Genomic DNA, 16,643 nt, shown 5'->3' on the forward strand with positions numbered 1-16,643 from the left:
ATTATATAATAGTCGGCTATTTTTGTACGGAGAAGTTGTTAGGTTTAATACGCAAATCTTTTGGTTTGCTCTTGAATATGTTCCTCATTTCCCCATAAAGAAAGATCTTCTCTCTGCAGTAATCCATTGCTGCAAGTCATCTTGGCTACGTCGGACAAGTCGATTTACTAAAACATCATGCCATACATAATCCTCTAATAAGTATATATGAACGGGGTCATCTGTATAAAAAGCAATATTACGCTCTTCAAGTGATGGTCCATAAATCATCTCTTTAGAATCTATCGATACAATAAACCAATGTTCTGTAGACAAGGTTTCTGTATAAGGTGTTATGCGATGGGCTTCTAGATTTTTAATTGGGTTTTCAACATGCAGGGTAATACCTTGTATTGTAACTTTATCAGCTACTTCAGATAGATCTTCTTTTAACGCTTCATACATCTCATCCCACATTGAAATGACAATACGTCGTTCTGCTTTTTTTATTAATGCCTGACAATAGCTAATGATTGTTTGATTGTCTTTTAAAGTAATCACTCGATTATCCGTTTTTTCCTCGGAAGTTTCTAGTTTTTTTAATGAATCACTTATTCCTTCGTAAGTAGACTGCCATTCTGTTTGCGCCTTCTGTAAAAAGATTTCAACAGGTAGAGGTGAATAGCGAGTGGTGTCATTTATTTCTTCCTTCATGACAATTCCTTTTTCTACAAGGTTACCTAAAATCTCATAAATTCGCGCTCTTGGGACACCCGAATCCTTACTCACTTGGTAGGCTGTGACAGGCCCTTGTTTAACAAGAGATACATAAGATTTAGCTTCATATTCATTGAAACCAATTTTTTTAAGCTGTTGCACTATGTAGTCCACTTTTTTCGTCCTCCGATGTTTGCTTTTATCCCGCTTTAACGGGCAGTAAGACTCCCACCTCAAAATTCAGCGGAAGCAAAGAAGTTAGGTGGGGGTCGTGCTGCCCGTAAAAGCCCGATTGGTTCAACTAATAATCAGTGGCCCCACTGATTAAAGTTTCACTTTATATTTTAACGTTACAATAACTGTTTACATTTAGCAAATTATTAGTTACTATTCGAATAGTGACTAAAGGGGAGGTTAATAGTATGGATTTTTATTTAGACCCATCTGTATTAATGATTTTGATTGTTTTTGGATTTGTAGCTGCATTTATTGATTCAGTTGTAGGTGGTGGTGGACTCATTGCTTTACCAGCTTTATTATTTACAGGACTGAATCCAGCAAGTGCAGTAGCTACGAATAAACTAGCGTCGACAATGGGAAGTGCAACTAGTAATATTGTGTTTTATCGTTCTGGTAATCTTGATTTGAAATCGGCGTTTAAATTAGTTCCGCTCACTTTCATAGGTTCCATAATAGGGGCATGGACCGTTCATTTAATGAATCCAGAAATACTGAAGCCATTGATGCTGATTATGCTTGGTGCGGTGGCTATTTATACGATATTCAAAAAGGATTGGGGTAGTATTTCCACTCATAAGAAATTGTCTGGTCGACACGTCATTATTTTTACTTTTTTTGTTTTTGCTATTGGTTTTTATGATGGATTTCTAGGGCCTGGCACAGGTTCGTTTTTAATGTTTTCTCTTTTATTTATTGGGTATGATTTTTTAAAAGCAGCAGGTAATGCGAAGCTTCTTAATTTAGGAAGTAATGTTGGTGCATTGTTGATGTTTATGTATGTAGGGCAAGTCAACTATGCATATGGTTTTATAATGGGGATTGCTCAAATTGCTGGAGGGATTGTTGGCTCCAAATTCGCTATAAAAAAAGGAAGCGGGTATGTTCGTGCTCTTTTCATTACAGTAACTTGTTTATTGTTGGCGAAAAATCTGTATGACTATATTCAGTAAGTAATTAAAGAGCGTAGAAAAGGTTAAATACGCAGATTACATAAAATATAAGAAGACACTAGGGAGAAAATTCCTTTTAACATTTTTTAGATGCTACCTTATTTGAAGATAGCATCTAAAAAAGTCTTATTAAAAAGGAAAATCTAAGTGAAGAGAATGAAAATAATATAAACTCATATTTTTCTGGGGTATGTTTATTGATCATAGTGAAATGTTTATTCTATATTCTTCTTATAATTAGGCCTCAACAAACTCTTAAAATCTAACTCAGCAATTAGCACACTCAACAATATAAGCGTAGCCCCTAAGTATCCTTTTCCTGTCAGCGTTTCACCTGTGAAAATGAAAGCAAAGCCTGCGGAAAAGACAGGTTCTAATGAGAAGATAAGTCCTGTATGTGTAGGCGTCGTGTATTGCTGGGCAATAACTTGCACGATGAATGCGACTGCGGTGCAAAATATGCTTAAGGCTAGAATGATGAGCCATGAGTTGGTTGTGCTAGGCAGTTTTGGCGTTTCAATAATGAATGAAAAAATAAGACTAAATAGGCCGACGAAGCCGAGTTGTATAACTCCAAGTGCAATGGAATTCACATGTTTCGTTACACTTCCAGTAATGATGACGTGGATCGCATAAAACAGGGCAGACAGTATGCAAAATATATCGCCGTTACCGATTTTGAATTCGCTCGTTAATGTTAATAAGCCGATTCCTATTATCGTTAAAATGATCCCTACTATCACTTTCTTTTCCGGAATGTGTTTTAAAAATATAGCTGATAATATTGGAATGAAAATGACTGTGAGACATAGTAGGAAACCAGCATTAGAAACACTCGTATACTTTGTACCGAAAGTCGCGAAAATGTAAACGATAAATAAGACAGAAGCGAGTATAAATGCATATTTTACAGTTTTAAAATCGATCTTAAATAAATGTTTGTAAAATATTAAACCTGATAAAAGAAAAGCGATAATAAATCGTAATGCGATTAAATTATATTCTTCTATGCCATCAAGTCCAAGTTTTGTAAGTAGGATGGATGCACCCCAAAAAAATGTAACTAGTAGTAACATTAAATCCGCTTTTAATTGTAGTTTCATTTCTATTCCCTCGTTATGTATAAATTTTATAAGCCCATACCCCTATCCCTATTGTTCATTTTAATATTAATTCTGAATATTTGTAACTTAAATTTATCGACGTTTTATTCCATAAAAAAAGAGGCTGTTTATAAAACAGCCTCTATGTATCTGAAAATCCGAACCTTGATTAAAGACTATGTAGAATCTCCAACCCTTTTCTTGTTAAATGAATCCCTGCTCTACCTCTTTTTATTTCCACATAACCTTTCATCTTCAGGAAGTTCAATCGGTGTCTAACCTGTGCCTCAGTTAATTTCATTTCGACTTCTTGGCTCTTTTCAGAAATAATTCTTCGTCCGATTGCCTTTCCTTTTTCTTCATAATTCATGATAAGGGTAAGGATGAAAAGTGATTCTTGATCAAGAGCGTTTGAACTTGAAGAAAAGGGTTTAATATTTTCTGCCTGATCGCTATTTGTTTTCTTATGTGGAGGCTTTTGAAAATAATGTTGATTAGGCAAATCATTTTTTGTTATTTGGTTTCCGGTACGGACAGCAAGCATGTAATCTATCGTATTTTTAAGTTCTCGTACATTTCCGTACCATGGATATCCTTGAAGTTCTTCAATTAGTTCTTGTTCAATTTTGACTTTAGGGTCCGATAGTGTGACAAAATGTTTAGCTAATAATTCAATGTCATTTCGGCGTGTCCTTAATTCGGGGAGGTGTATAAAGAGTACTTTAAGCCTATGGTATAAATCTTCTCTAAACATATTTTCTTGAATCATTTTCAGTAGATCCTTATTGGTTGCTGCAATAATCCGGACGTCTATCGGGATAATTTGGCTTCCGCCAACGCGCATAATCTCTTTTTCCTGCAATACTCGAAGTAGTCGTGCTTGAAGTTTCAGGCTAATATCTCCAATCTCATCTAAAAAAATAGTGCCGCCATTTGCTTGTTCAAATAATCCCATTTTCCCGCCCTTTTTTGCTCCGGTAAACGCTCCGTCTTCATAACCAAATAATTCACTTTCGACTAAATCATCCGATAAAGCACTAAAGTTAACAGCAAGAAAAGGGCCGCTATTTCGCTGGGAAGCGTTATGAATAGCACTTGCAAATAACTCTTTTCCGGTACCACTCTCACCTTCAATTAATACAGTTAAATCAGTCTTAGCTAACCTTTTGGCAATTTGTTTCGTGTCTTGGATCGTAGAGCTAATGCCAACGATATTATGAAAATTGTATTTTGCTACATAACCTTTTTTGACAAATTCTTTTCTTAATTTACGTTCAAACCCGATGGTCTTAAGGGCATTTCTAAAAGTAACAATAATCGATTGATCATTTATATGTAGACGTTCCACTATTACATCCAAGCCGTTTACAACAAATATTCCACTTTCTTGTTGCTTATTCGAAAGGATGAGGTTTACTAAATCAATATTATCAATAATGGCATCAATCGGATGACCAATAGCATTTTTACTTTTTATTTTCAGCATGCTTTCCAGAAATTCATTAAAGACAACAATTCTTCCTTCATAATCAATAGCTAGTATGCCATCACCAACACCATCAATAACTTGATGAAGTTGTCGATGAGCTTTAGCTAAATTCTTTGTTAAATCTACTATTTTTCGATAGTATCTCTCAGAAACGTGGTTACCTGATTCCTCCATTAAATGAAATCGATCTAGAATGGACATGATTGTAGTAATATCTATTAATCTATGACCAATATTAATTACTTTTTCTACAAAATCAGGGATAATTTCAAGTTCGCCAGGTGTGATTGCGAGCTTGATCATTTGTACATTCGTTTTTCCAGGATAGTATGGGACATATTCAATATGGTTCAGCCCCAATTGACGCATCGTTTCAATTGATTCGTATACTGTTTTATGATTATCATTCACATATAGGGCTTGTGTTCCTTCTGGTAAAAATAAAAGCTGGTCTACGTTTTCATAATTTAATGTTCGTTTTGCTATTATTACTTCGCAGTTTTCCCCAATAAAGTCTTTCACCGTTTCTATCGTAAATGTATTAGGTAACAAGATTAATGTAGAATGAAATACTTTTGGAATACTTTCTTCTACAGAAAAACTTTCGATATCTATGAGATCACCTACCATCTCCGTTAGTTGTTGATGTAGGGCTTTTCGTGTTTCTTTTAAAACGGTGATCAATACAATGTGGTTAGTTTCAAATTTGTTCATAGAGCACCTCTTTAGTTGAATGGAATTGGTCTAAAGTTGGTTATTAATTGGTTATTATGTAGCCAATTAATAACCAATTATAATACATTTCAACACAGTAAACACCGATAAAACGACAAAATATTTAAAAATATGTAAATAATCACTTTAATTTCGATGTTGGCACGATACTTGCTTATATCAATGGTGTGTAAAGAAATAATGAAATGAGTAGAGTCGTAATTTACATATTTAATTCTTTACCACTTGCTAGAAAAGGGAGGTTAAGAGTATACAATTTCAACAGAGAAAGACAACGAAACCATTTAAATTATGAGGTGAGAGAAAATGAAACCACTAATTGGTGTTACTGGGTATTATATTGATCATAGTGAAATAGGAAAGGAGGGCTTACGAGGGCTACCAGGTCAGGATATGGCTATCTTTTCTTATGACTACATCCGTTCACTTCAACGAGCAGGTGCAACGGTTGTTCTACTTCCAATTGAGGAAGTGGATCAAATTGAGTCCACACTTAATCAATTAGATGGATTGTTATTGGCTGGTGGCGCGGACATCAATCCAGTTTATTACGGTGATACTCCAAAATCGTATATAGGTACTGTAGAGGAAGAACGAGATAATTTTGAATTAAATTTGGCAAAGCAGGCTTTAGAAAAAGATATTCCTATTCTAGGAATTTGCCGAGGATTACAGGTGTTAAATGTTGCAGCTGGTGGATCTCTTTATCAAGACTTAGAGCACGAGATGGGACCAGAATATTTCCATGTTCGAGAACAGTTCCGTAAATGGCAAGGCTCTCATTCCGTAGATCTTCTGGAAGAGGGGAAAATTTATGAGGCTATTGGCCAAAAATCTTTAATGGTTAATTCTTTTCACCATCAAGCAGTGAAAACATTAGGGGAAAATTTTGAGGCGAGCGCATGGTCTTTTGATGGTGTGATAGAGGCTATTGAATCCAAAGCTCATCGTTATGTAGCAGCGGTTCAATGGCATCCAGAAATGATGTCGGAAAGGGATGTCTTGCAGCAACGTTTATTTAACCAATTTGTAAATGAAATTAGTAAAAAGGTAGTTAAATCCTAGCGTGTTATAAATAAAAGAATTGGTGGATAGCTTGGTACGTCATGGTAGTGGGGAAACCAGGCTGCCGGCTGCTTGTAAAAGTAATAATCATTGGGGGATGAACGAATCCCCCAATGATTAAAGTTTCACTCTATTGCAAAGGGGATTGGTATATGAGTCAAGTATCAGAGAAGGCAGTTTCATTCGAGCCAGAAGAAAAAAAGGAAAGAAAAGAATGGAAAATAAACGTATTTGCAATGTTACTTGTCTTGCTAGTTATTGCGGCTGTTGTTACACATATATTGCCAGCAGGAAAATATGAACAGATTGAAAAAAATGGGTATACAACAGTAGATCCAAATTCATTTAAATGGATTGAATCAACGCCACTTGGATTTTTTGATACGGTAAAATCTATTCCTACAGGGATGGTAGAAGCTGCTAATATTATCTTTTTTATTCTTATTATTGGAGGTTTTTTTGGTGTATTAAAGGCATCCGGTACGGTTGAGGCTCTTGTTTCAACGATGGCAAAAAAACTTGCTAACCGTGAAAAGTTAATGATTCCTATTATTATGCTGTTCTTTGCGCTTGGCGGATCATTAATGGGAATGGCGGAGGAAGCTTTAGTGTATGTACCTCTATTTATTCCGCTAGCTCTTGCGGTTGGATTTGATACGATAACAGGAACTGCGATGGTACTAGTAGGAGCGTCTGTTGGATTTACAACGGCAATTATGAATCCGTTTACAGTCGGGCTTGCGCAAGGGATAGCAGGTCTTCCTATGTATTCAGGGATGGGGTTCCGCCTCATTTTATTCGTAATCATATATGTAATTGCTGTTACATTCGTCTATCGTCATGCTATGAAAGTAAAGAGGGATCCTGTAAGCGGAATTTACGGAAAATTCGATACAAAGAAGCAAGACAGCTTACTAACAGCGAAAGTAGAGTTAACAAAAAGACATAAATGGATATTAACGGCCTTTTTAATCAATTATATTATTCTTGTATTTGGTGTTATTAAGTACGAGTGGTATATAAAAGAAATTGCAGCCTTATTTATTATTTTAACTATAATCATTGCAATTCTTGGCAAGATATCTCTTGATGATACAGTAGAATCTTTTACACAAGGATCGGCATCTTTAATCGGGGGAGCTTTAATCATTGGTGTATCACGCGCTATTTTAGTCGTATTGAATCAAGGGCATATTATAGACCCACTACTGTATCAAGTGTCGGAAGAAATGAAACATGTATCTCCTTTTTTAAGTGTTGTTGGAATGTACAACTTCCAAGTAGCGATTCATTTTATTTTAGCATCAGGTAGTGGTCATGCGATGTTGACAATGCCTATTATGGCGCCACTTGCAGATTTATTGGACATTACACGCCAAACAGCCGTATTATCCTTTTCATTCGCCGATGGTATTGGAAATATTATTTTTCCAACAGGTGGTACGCTAATGGCTGGATTAGCAATCGCAGGAATTTCATGGACAAGGTGGGCAAGGTGGATTCTTCCTTTAATTCTCATTGAATACTCAATCGGTTTAATAGCAGTTATAATTGCTCATCTTATTGGTTATGGTCCATCTTAATAAAAGGTGGACTGCTTTCAATTATAGAAAGTTCGGATTTGAAGAAGATCGCTAAATAATGGTGATAGAAAAGCCCGGTTTAGAAGGGCTTTTTTTCTATGTAAAATTTCATTTGTTTTGTTTACATAATATCTTTACAATCATTTGATAAAATAAAGTCAACTGCATATTGTGAGGGTGGGTGGTTATCCCTTCTTTCCATTTGGAAGGAAAGGGGGTGATAATATGGAGTTTTTGTTTGATCTTGTAAAAGAATTTGTAAAAGCGACTGTACGTGAAGTTTCAGCGTATTTTTTGCGGAAGCAACTTCTGGGTAAGGACAACAAAAAACCCACTCCGCGCCGTAGGAAGCAAAAGGGTGGGTTTCGTAAAAAATAATAACGTATAATAACCACCACCCTATACGGTAGCAGTTAAGGAAGAGATGTTAGCGCATCTCTTCTTTTTATTATATGCCAATTTATTCGCTGTTACACTTATATAGTATTCTACGGAAAATATATCATATTCCTATTTTGTGGTCAATTTGATTGCATGATTGAAAAGGTGTAGTCTTATTCCTCTTCAAACTGAAAAATATCCCGATTAATAAGTTGGTGGAGATACCTATCCATTTCAGCCGCAGAAACGCTTCTTTCATTTTTAAACCACCATGCGCTTAATGAGGTGATTGCCCCTGAATAAAACTCAATGATTAAATCGTTTGGCATCGTATGATTTTTGCGCAGTTGATGTAACACTTCTATTTCTTGTTTTCTCGTTTCGTGACTTAAATACTGTGTCCGGTTAATAAATTGTTCATCAGACATTTGTGTCTCTAATATTTTACCGATTTCTTCATGGTGTAGAAATTGTTCCATTACTTGAAATGGTTTACTTAATCGATCTGAAACGGGTATTTCAGCAATCATCTTGCTGTATCGTTTAAATCCAAATGTTAATAAAGCATCTTTATCTTCGAAGTGTTTATAAAAGGTTGTTCGGTGTACCATTGCGCGGTCACATATTTGGTTAATCGTGATCGTACTATATTTCTGTTTTGATTGCGTCATTAATTCAAATAAGGAATCCCACAGTAATTTATGTGTACGTCTAATACGTAAATCAAGTTGTTTTTCACTATCGTTCATCTACAATTCTCCTTTTTTGTAGATTAAATATACAGTGGCTGAAAATTGATTCTCCCTTTTTAATCTACATATGTATATTATATTACATGTGTTCCGGTGTATTTAAAGTTTTTTAAGTAAGAAACAGGAGGAGAATCTGTAAATGAATATGACAACTAAGAGCCCAGCAAGTGGCAAAGTTGATACTTCTAATTTGAAACATACCCCCATTTTAATTGCATTACTTTTAGGTGCAATGGTTGCATTATTAAATGAAACATTACTTGGAAATGCGTTAACGGTATTAATGAAAGAATTTGACGTAACGGCTTCAACGATTCAATGGCTTTCTACAGCATACATGTTAGTAGTTGGGGTTTTAGTTCCAATTACAGCATTACTTCAGCAATGGCTCACAACGAGACAAATGTTTTTGATCGCTATGGTAACGTTTTTAGTCGGTACATTAATTGCGGGATTCGCACCGACATTTTCCGTTTTATTAATTGGCCGTATCGTCCAAGCTGTAGCGACGGGGTTAATTACACCGTTATTAATGAATACGATTTTAATCATTTGTCCACCTGAAAAACGTGGTGCGACAATGGGATTAATCGCACTCGTGATGATGGCAGCTCCGGCAATTGGCCCTACATTATCTGGAGTAATTGTGGATTCATTAAATTGGCGCTGGTTATTCTATATTGTTATTCCTATCGTGATCATTTCCATTATGATTGGGATGAAGTACATTCAAAATGTTTCAGAGTTAACAAGGCCAAAAGTAGATTACCCATCTATCCTTTTATCGACATTAGGATTTGGCGGGCTTGTGTATAGCTTTAGTGCATCGGGTGATTTAGGATGGTCCGATGCAAAAGTGTATGGCACTTTAATTGTTGGGCTTATCTCATTATGTATTTTTGCCGTTCGACAATTGAAAATTGAGAATCCAATTTTAGAATTACGAGCATTTAAAGTTCCGATGTTTACATTATCAGTTGGATTAATTGTCATTGTGATGATGTCGTTATTTTCAACGATGACTTTATTACCGATGTTCTTGCAAACCGTTTTACTCGTTACAGCTTTTAAATCAGGAATTATCATGCTTCCGGGAAGTGTTATTAGCGCCATAATGGGACCAATCGCAGGTAAACTATTTGATAAATTTAGTCCGAAAGTTATTATCGTTCCCGGCATTGTCTTAGTAGGAATTGCAATGTTCTTATTTAAAGGCATTACTCCTGATACATCAATGGTACAAATTATTATTATGCATAGCGTATTAATGGTTGGACTCATGTTTGTCATGACAGCACAAACATACGGTTTAAATCAATTAACACCAGATTTATATCCGCACGGAACAGCACTATTTAGTACGTTGCAACAAGTAGCTGGTGCAATTGGTACAGCTATCTTTATTTCGAAAATGTCTTCAGGAACAACTAAGTATATGGAAAGCTCCGCAAATCCACTGGATCCAGTAGAGAAGTTAAACGGTTTAACGTCAGGGTTCCAAGGTGCATTTGCACTTGGGTTAATCTTTATTATTGTTGCATTTATCGTATCGTTATTCTTAAAAGAAGAGAAAGAAGGAGTAAAGGCAGCGAGGGTTTTACAGAACGAACATTAAGGTTTATATAAAAAAGACATCTTTCCCTAGAAAAGATGTCTTTTTTATATTTTTTTCGTAACACTTGTTTTGGGTGTCTTTATACATAAGAATTGGTATGTACAATAATTATCCTTTTTGAGAATAAGGATGCAAAGCCGTACTAATAACTAATAGTTCACCAGATGATTTAGTGACATCGTATATAGATCCTGTTATGAGAATAGGCATAGTCATGATTGTGAAGTTGTTATATTGGTATTAAATGATTTATACGTTTTTTATAGTAAAAATTAGAGACACTTCAATAAAAAGGAATTAAATATGGTACTCTTTAGTTAAGATATTTAAACGAAGACAGGGGAAATGAAGATGGACAAAAAGCTAACGTATTGGCTAGCATCTATTATAGGTGTAGTAGTACTTGCAACTGGTATGACTTATGGAATGTTACAGTTTGCTGAAGTCCCGCTTGAGAGTGAGGACCATGTTTTTGCAGAGGTTAATAAAGAAGACACACTATCGAATGAAGCAGAAGTGAAAGGTTCAAATGCACAACTTCACATTACAGTAACTTCTACTGAAGAAGAAGTTATTTCAGCTATGCATAGCATGACTCATCAAAAAGTAAAAGCGTGTGAAGGAAAGGGAGCAACCCCTATGTCCAAAAAGAATGCAGAGAAAGTAAGAAACATTCTAAACGGAAACAATTTCAAGAATAAAGAAGAGCTATTAGCAATTACTGAAAGATGGGCAAATAGAGATTTTAGTAAAATTTTAGAAGAACATAACTATTTTATTAAACTTCAAGGTGGCAAGATAGGTGAAGCTACAGTGATGGATACGGTAGACGAGCAAGTATTCTGTCTCAATACTTTCGGTGATGATGTAACGGCCGCATTAGTTAAATCAGGAGATCTTCAGCCGCGTTAAAGTGTCTTTCTCAATTATAAGAAAAGCCTCAAGTATTCATATATTTGAGGCTTTTCCAATGAAAAGATAGGAATGATCCGAATTCTTTACATTAAGAACAAAGTGGAATTACTCCTAAACCAATTAATAAAGCTGCAGCAACTGCTGGAATTGGTACAGGAATTTGAATACCTTCTACAAACAAGAAATACTGACCACTTACTATTTTAAAACAAACTAATTGCATGGCTATTCCTCCCTTCTTTTAGAATTAATACATTATATTAATTTATCTATTTATTGTTATAGTTGAATTATTCATTTTTAAAAATATAGTTAATATGTGAATAGTTTTCGAAAGGACCTGCTCAATCAATACGAAAAAACATAAGATGAAACGAATCCATTAAAATACATGAGTGAACCTTAGTTTTCCCCTCTTATCTAAAGGAGGAACTATTATGGGTTATGGTGGTAGTTGTGGCGGTTGTGGCTTCTCGGGAGGCTTTGCTTTATTAGTTGTGTTATTCATTTTATTAATCATCGTTGGAGCTTCTTGCTTCTGCTAAAAACTATTGGAAAAGACACTCATATGGAGTGTCTTTTCTTTCGTGCAAAATGATTCCTGATAATATCCAACTGTATATAGTATACGGTATATTTTTTCCTCATTAGACATGTAGAATTGTAATAATTACATTAACACCAGGAGATACAAAAACTTTCTTACTTGAGGATGTTTTCAAAGTATTACTGTCTCAAATGCTACTACAGCTAACGCTTTACTGATTCCATTATTTATCCAACAAATAACATATATTTGTTGTGATAAATCAAATTCATATTACTGTGAGAATAGTGATTATGGTTATTAGTAGTTATTAAAGAGGGCCTTGGCTCTTTTTTTATTTTCTTTCGACATAATATGACAATATACGAATTAATAGTTTGGTATTATTATCTAGAAATCTTACATTTATCTACAAATTATTATTGTATTTTTAATTTTTTAAATGTAAAATATTTCAATGTAAATACATGCCATTTAGGGGGATAAAGAAATTTATGAAAAAATTATTAGCTTCAGCAACAGCGGTAACACTATTAACAGTGGGGTACAGTTCTTCTGCATTTGCAGCTAAGAGTCCTAATGATACAAAAAACTGTGGCCATTTTAAAAGTCAACAAGATGCTCAAGCATTCTGGGATCAAAATGGATATGGTGTTGGAAATGATCCGCACCGTTTAGATAATGATAAAGACGGCATTCCATGTGAGGATTATAAATATCCAAAGAGCACAAATACTACAACAGAAAATAAAGAAACTACTAAACCTCAAGAACAACCTAAACAAGAAAATACTAAACAGGAAAACACTAAACAAGAACCTGTTAAACAAGAAAATACTAAGCAAGAGAATTCAAAACAAAACAACCAAACAACAAATAATAAACAAGAACAAACTAAGCCTCAAACAACTGCAAAAGAAACAAAGAAAAATACTAATACAGTTGTGAAAAAAGAAACAAAAAAACAAGGTGAAAAATTACCTAATACAGCATCAAACGGTGTTACAATGATGCTAGCAAGCTTAGGATTAGCATTAGCTGGAGCTGTATTAATGTTCCGTCGTAAAAAGACAAACGCATAAAATAGTTCCTTAAAACGGCAGGAGAAATCCTGTCGTTTTCAAATGGAGTGATAAGAGTGAATAAAAAACAATGGATAGGCTTATGTTTAACTGTTATTGGACTTACTATCTTTTCTTATTATTTTCTAGAATGGTATAGTGCTAGACAATCAGCAGAGTCGTTGACAACTAACGAGGCTAAACAATATGAGATCTCCACACCTTCTAAAGAAAATGAAAAGCAAAACATCAATCAAATAGAGACAGAGATAAAGACTGACACTTCATTACAAGAAGAACCTGTACAAATTCCTGCTTCAAAGGTAAACCATCAGTTAGGAGATAAAGTAGCATATTTAATTATCCCTAAAATACAAAAGAAATACTCTATATATTGGGGAGCCGATGATAAAGTACTAAAAAAGGGTGTAGGTATGTTTGTTAGTGACTTAACTACTACACCATCTGGAAATGGTCATACAGTTTTAAGTGGACATAGAGATACTGTTTTTACCGAGCTTGGTCAATTAAAGGAAAATGACCAACTTATCGTGGAATATGAAAATAAAACATATACATATGAAATTAACAAGCATTGGATAACAGATTCAGAAGATCGAACAGTTATTGTAGAAAAAAGTGAGCCAACATTAACATTAACAACTTGTTATCCTTTTGACTATATAGGAGACGCTCCAGATCGGTACATAATTGAAGCATCTCTACTTTCCATTCATTGATGAGGATGGAAAGTCCAATACACATTAGTAAAATTAAAGTGGTTATCGAGTCGGAGAAAGGCACCTTAGAGTGTCTTTTTTTATGTAATTTAGTTGCCCATATGGAAAGTTTGTTATAGTTTTTTGTTTAGCGTGATTTTTTTCGAAATGCTGGCGGCACCCCATCGCTATCAACCTAACAGAACAGGTTGCTCCCAAAAGTTTTTTATACAGAATAACATCAAAAAATACGTCTTGAACAAGCGTTAAAAAAGAAAGCTGAAGGGCAAGTATACCCTTTTGGAATCTTTTTAAGAGAAAATGATAAAATGAAGATAATATTAGGGAATTGTGAGGATGATTACGTTGCTTACTTTGATAAAATTTGTAGTTAGTTATGCTGCAAGTCTATTTGCTTTTATTTTTGGATGGTTCTTAATTTCATATATTTTTAATCCTAGCTTTATTCACCCAGACGTTTTACAGGGGTTCATAAAAACTATCGTCACTTATGGTAGTATACCAGCTCTTATAGCTTGTCTAATTGGGGAAGTCTTATATAGGAAAATTAAACGATGTCGAGAGTTTCAATTTGGAATTCCTTTATTTATAGGACTAGCAGTTATCTATACACTTATACCATTTCTTTTTCTTTTTAATTTTTCTTTTTCATATTTCTTTGACTTCGTTGCACCTGTTATTATGGGTTCCTTAGCGTTTTATTTAGTACGTAGAAAAATATAATTTTCGTTTTGATCCATTATAATAGCTATCTCTGAATCACTAGTTTCAAAAAGCCTTCACGCAATGATGATTGCATGAAGGCTTTTGATGTTTTCTTATTTTTTTGTCTCGTTAACCCATGTAATAATGTCTTGGATGACGTACTCGGGAACATTAGCAGGAATTTCGTATTCACTAGGAAGACTTAATTCCCCGTCACCCTCCGTGAAGAAATGATTCAATTTCGGGTATTTTTTGAACTGAACATTCCCGCGGTTTGAAAGTCCTTTCTGCCATTTTGTATATTCATCTTTTACTGTTACTTGATAATCGCGTGCTCCTTGCAAAATGAGTAAAGGCTCTTTTCGTGATTGTGCTTCTTCAACTGGACGCCACCTAGAAACATCATACATAAAATGAGGTGACCCAAAATTGTAGCCAGCTGGAGGATGGTCAGGATTGAAAGCAGGATCCTGGATAAAAGCGACCTGTCTTTTTAATTCATCGATTACTTCCTTTGACTCCCCAAGGTATTGATACTGATCAATGGCAATGTCAGTCAAAGGGCGTGCAGGTGGTGCGAGTAAGATACTTCCTCGGACAAGTGAGGAAGGCGCTTTGCTCAGTATACGCGGCATTGTGCCGGCTCCTAGGCTATGTCCAAGAATGAAAATATTATTTGGATCAATGCCTTCCTGCTGCGCTGCTGATTTTGCTGCATAGATAGCATCATCTGTAGTATCACGATCTAACGTAACAGGTTCTGCACTCATCTTTAATGCATGTTCTAAGGTACGTTTTTCATAGCGCAACACTGCAATTCCGTTGGATGAAAGGCCCACCGCAAGGTCGCGTAAGATCTTAGTTCCCATATATGTGCTATCGCGATCATGGATGCCAGCACCATGAACAAGAACAACTACGGGCAGCTTTTCACCACGCTTATGTTTCGGAACTGTTAATGTCGCTGGTAACGGATAGGTAGAATTTCCAATGACGATTTCACGTTCTTGATAGGAGTCAGGTTGATCATAGCTAGGATGGGGGATGGTAAAATATTCCTCGGGTGGCCTTTCTCCAATTTCATCTACTTTCCCGCCAGGTGTGAATTTAAGGAGTAGCGGTATGGTAGTTCCTTCGGTAGCTGCTGGAATTTCCACCGTCTGATGGACCGAGTTTCGTTCTTTTATCACGGGGGTTCCCATGCTTTTTATCCCGCTCCAGCCACTTTGTGTCCACCAGTTTTGTAATGTGGTTGCTGTAAATTTGGATTGAAAAGCAGTAGACGTCAACTGTAGTGCCTTTGCATACTTACCTTGCTGGAGATATTCAAAAAATAATGATGTACGCTCCGTTAAAGAGATTAATTTCTTTTCAGCAGATTGTTTCTCACGTGTATCTGCGTGAATAGTTGTTGTAAGCGGGAAAGATGAAACGCCTAAAGAAAAGAGTAGGGTAAAGGTAAGTGCTGATCTTTGTATTTTCTTTTTTTTATTCATGTTTTAACCTCCAATATGTGATGGTAAAAAACAGGTAGGGTAATTAGGGTTCTGGTGCGAAAACTTAAAAATATTTGCAAGCAATCTCCAAAACTTGGACATACTCATATTATTATTCTAAAAAAACGTAGATTTCTTCTCTTGTCACATGCATATTAATCCCAGAAATAATCTTTCTTCCTTCACTTTATATTTTGATTATAAGAAACAAAGCTCTCGTTTTTCTTACTTGATACTTACAAATTCCTTAAGTAGGGGATATTTTAAAATCTTAGCTTGATGAATATGTAGAAGTACTCCTATGTTAAGAGATAGCTTAAGGACCAAGGATTATATTGTTTTTATGAAGAGTTGATGTTATGTTTGTTTTGTAACATATGGTGTTTTATGTATGTAGGAGGATTTATTGAAGAAATTATTAATATTGTTTTTATTAGCTACATTTTGTCTACAGATTACAGGATGTTCTAATAATATGGGTACACTAAGGGAGAAGTCTAAAACTTCAAAACCTGTGAAGTCTAAACGCATCAATAAAGGGTGGTACAAACATATGTAATAGTTTGTACC

16 protein-coding genes and 1 pseudogene are annotated in these 16,643 nt (G+C 35.1%); 11 read left to right on the forward strand and 6 right to left on the reverse strand.

Annotation, left to right across the window (positions count from 1 at the left end; genetic code table 11):
• Positions 1-84 precede the first annotated feature (84 nt).
• The gene (locus DN400_RS10465) at positions 85-870 is read right to left on the reverse strand and encodes a TrmB family transcriptional regulator (protein WP_000384620.1); all 786 of its coding nucleotides are present in this window, start codon (positions 868-870) and stop codon (positions 85-87) included.
• 248 nt (positions 871-1,118) lie between these two features.
• On the opposite strand from DN400_RS10465, the gene DN400_RS10470 reads away from it, so the two are divergent.
• On the forward strand, positions 1,119-1,886 hold the full coding sequence (locus tag DN400_RS10470; RefSeq protein WP_000348454.1) for a TSUP family transporter: 768 nt from the start codon (positions 1,119-1,121) through the stop codon (positions 1,884-1,886).
• 215 nt (positions 1,887-2,101) lie between these two features.
• Here the strand turns inward: DN400_RS10470 and DN400_RS10475 are convergent, their stop codons facing one another.
• Both DN400_RS10475 and DN400_RS10480 read right to left on the reverse strand, forming a co-directional pair.
• Positions 2,102-2,989 (reverse strand): DMT family transporter, encoded by an 888-nt coding sequence (locus tag DN400_RS10475; protein ID WP_000776056.1) that lies wholly within the window; start codon positions 2,987-2,989, stop codon positions 2,102-2,104.
• Between the two features lie 169 nt (positions 2,990-3,158).
• The gene (locus DN400_RS10480) at positions 3,159-5,192 is read right to left on the reverse strand and encodes a sigma 54-interacting transcriptional regulator (RefSeq protein ID WP_147801673.1); all 2,034 of its coding nucleotides are present in this window, start codon (positions 5,190-5,192) and stop codon (positions 3,159-3,161) included.
• A gap of 327 nt (positions 5,193-5,519) precedes the next feature.
• Between DN400_RS10480 and DN400_RS10485 the strand changes: the two genes are divergently transcribed.
• From DN400_RS10485 to DN400_RS29385, 3 genes are all read left to right on the forward strand, one after another.
• On the forward strand, positions 5,520-6,278 hold the full coding sequence (locus tag DN400_RS10485; protein ID WP_065228387.1) for a gamma-glutamyl-gamma-aminobutyrate hydrolase family protein: 759 nt from the start codon (positions 5,520-5,522) through the stop codon (positions 6,276-6,278).
• A 152-nt stretch (positions 6,279-6,430) separates the two neighbouring features.
• Complete coding sequence (locus DN400_RS10490; protein WP_147801674.1) at positions 6,431-7,861, forward strand: YfcC family protein; 1,431 nt, start codon at positions 6,431-6,433, stop codon at positions 7,859-7,861.
• Positions 7,862-8,086: 225 nt separating this feature from the next.
• Positions 8,087-8,239: a hypothetical protein gene (locus DN400_RS29385; RefSeq protein ID WP_000394757.1), complete on the forward strand. Its 153-nt coding sequence runs from the start codon at positions 8,087-8,089 to the stop codon at positions 8,237-8,239.
• Positions 8,240-8,415: 176 nt separating this feature from the next.
• Here the strand turns inward: DN400_RS29385 and DN400_RS10495 are convergent, their stop codons facing one another.
• A complete protein-coding gene (locus tag DN400_RS10495) occupies positions 8,416-8,991 on the reverse strand; it encodes a TetR/AcrR family transcriptional regulator (protein WP_065228389.1) in 576 nt (191 codons plus the stop codon).
• Between the two features lie 142 nt (positions 8,992-9,133).
• On the opposite strand from DN400_RS10495, the gene DN400_RS10500 reads away from it, so the two are divergent.
• Complete coding sequence (locus DN400_RS10500) at positions 9,134-10,609, forward strand: MDR family MFS transporter (RefSeq protein ID WP_023521301.1); 1,476 nt, start codon at positions 9,134-9,136, stop codon at positions 10,607-10,609.
• A gap of 351 nt (positions 10,610-10,960) precedes the next feature.
• Positions 10,961-11,521 carry a PRK06770 family protein gene (locus DN400_RS10505; protein ID WP_065228391.1) on the forward strand — a complete coding sequence of 187 codons (561 nt, stop codon included), beginning with the start codon at positions 10,961-10,963 and terminating at the stop codon, positions 11,519-11,521.
• Positions 11,522-11,612: 91 nt separating this feature from the next.
• On the opposite strand, the gene DN400_RS29840 is transcribed toward DN400_RS10505, so the two are convergent.
• Positions 11,613-11,747 (reverse strand): hypothetical protein, encoded by a 135-nt coding sequence (locus tag DN400_RS29840; protein ID WP_001177693.1) that lies wholly within the window; start codon positions 11,745-11,747, stop codon positions 11,613-11,615.
• A gap of 214 nt (positions 11,748-11,961) precedes the next feature.
• Here DN400_RS29840 and DN400_RS10510 point away from each other — a divergent pair, with 214 nt between their 5' ends.
• From DN400_RS10510 to DN400_RS10530, 5 genes and pseudogenes are all read left to right on the forward strand, one after another.
• Entirely contained in the window at positions 11,962-12,069 is a 108-nt protein-coding gene (locus DN400_RS10510) for a YjcZ family sporulation protein (RefSeq protein WP_000540375.1), read from the forward strand.
• A 496-nt stretch (positions 12,070-12,565) separates the two neighbouring features.
• Entirely contained in the window at positions 12,566-13,153 is a 588-nt protein-coding gene (locus DN400_RS10520; RefSeq protein ID WP_000734535.1) for an excalibur calcium-binding domain-containing protein, read from the forward strand.
• A 56-nt stretch (positions 13,154-13,209) separates the two neighbouring features.
• Positions 13,210-13,872 (forward strand): class D sortase, encoded by a 663-nt coding sequence (locus DN400_RS10525; protein WP_065228392.1) that lies wholly within the window; start codon positions 13,210-13,212, stop codon positions 13,870-13,872.
• 188 nt (positions 13,873-14,060) lie between these two features.
• Positions 14,061-14,180 (forward strand): annotated as a pseudogene (locus tag DN400_RS29690) (GNAT family N-acetyltransferase); the annotation flags it as partial.
• A gap of 28 nt (positions 14,181-14,208) precedes the next feature.
• Positions 14,209-14,595 carry a hypothetical protein gene (locus DN400_RS10530; RefSeq protein WP_000631589.1) on the forward strand — a complete coding sequence of 129 codons (387 nt, stop codon included), beginning with the start codon at positions 14,209-14,211 and terminating at the stop codon, positions 14,593-14,595.
• Between the two features lie 95 nt (positions 14,596-14,690).
• On the opposite strand, the gene DN400_RS10535 is transcribed toward DN400_RS10530, so the two are convergent.
• Positions 14,691-16,073, reverse strand: coding sequence for an alpha/beta hydrolase (locus tag DN400_RS10535; protein ID WP_147801675.1), 1,383 nt, complete (start codon positions 16,071-16,073; stop codon positions 14,691-14,693).
• Positions 16,074-16,643 lie beyond the last annotated feature (570 nt).

The organism is Bacillus sp. AR8-1, assembly GCF_008042345.1.
GTDB lineage: Bacteria > Bacillota > Bacilli > Bacillales > Bacillaceae_G > Bacillus_A > Bacillus_A cereus.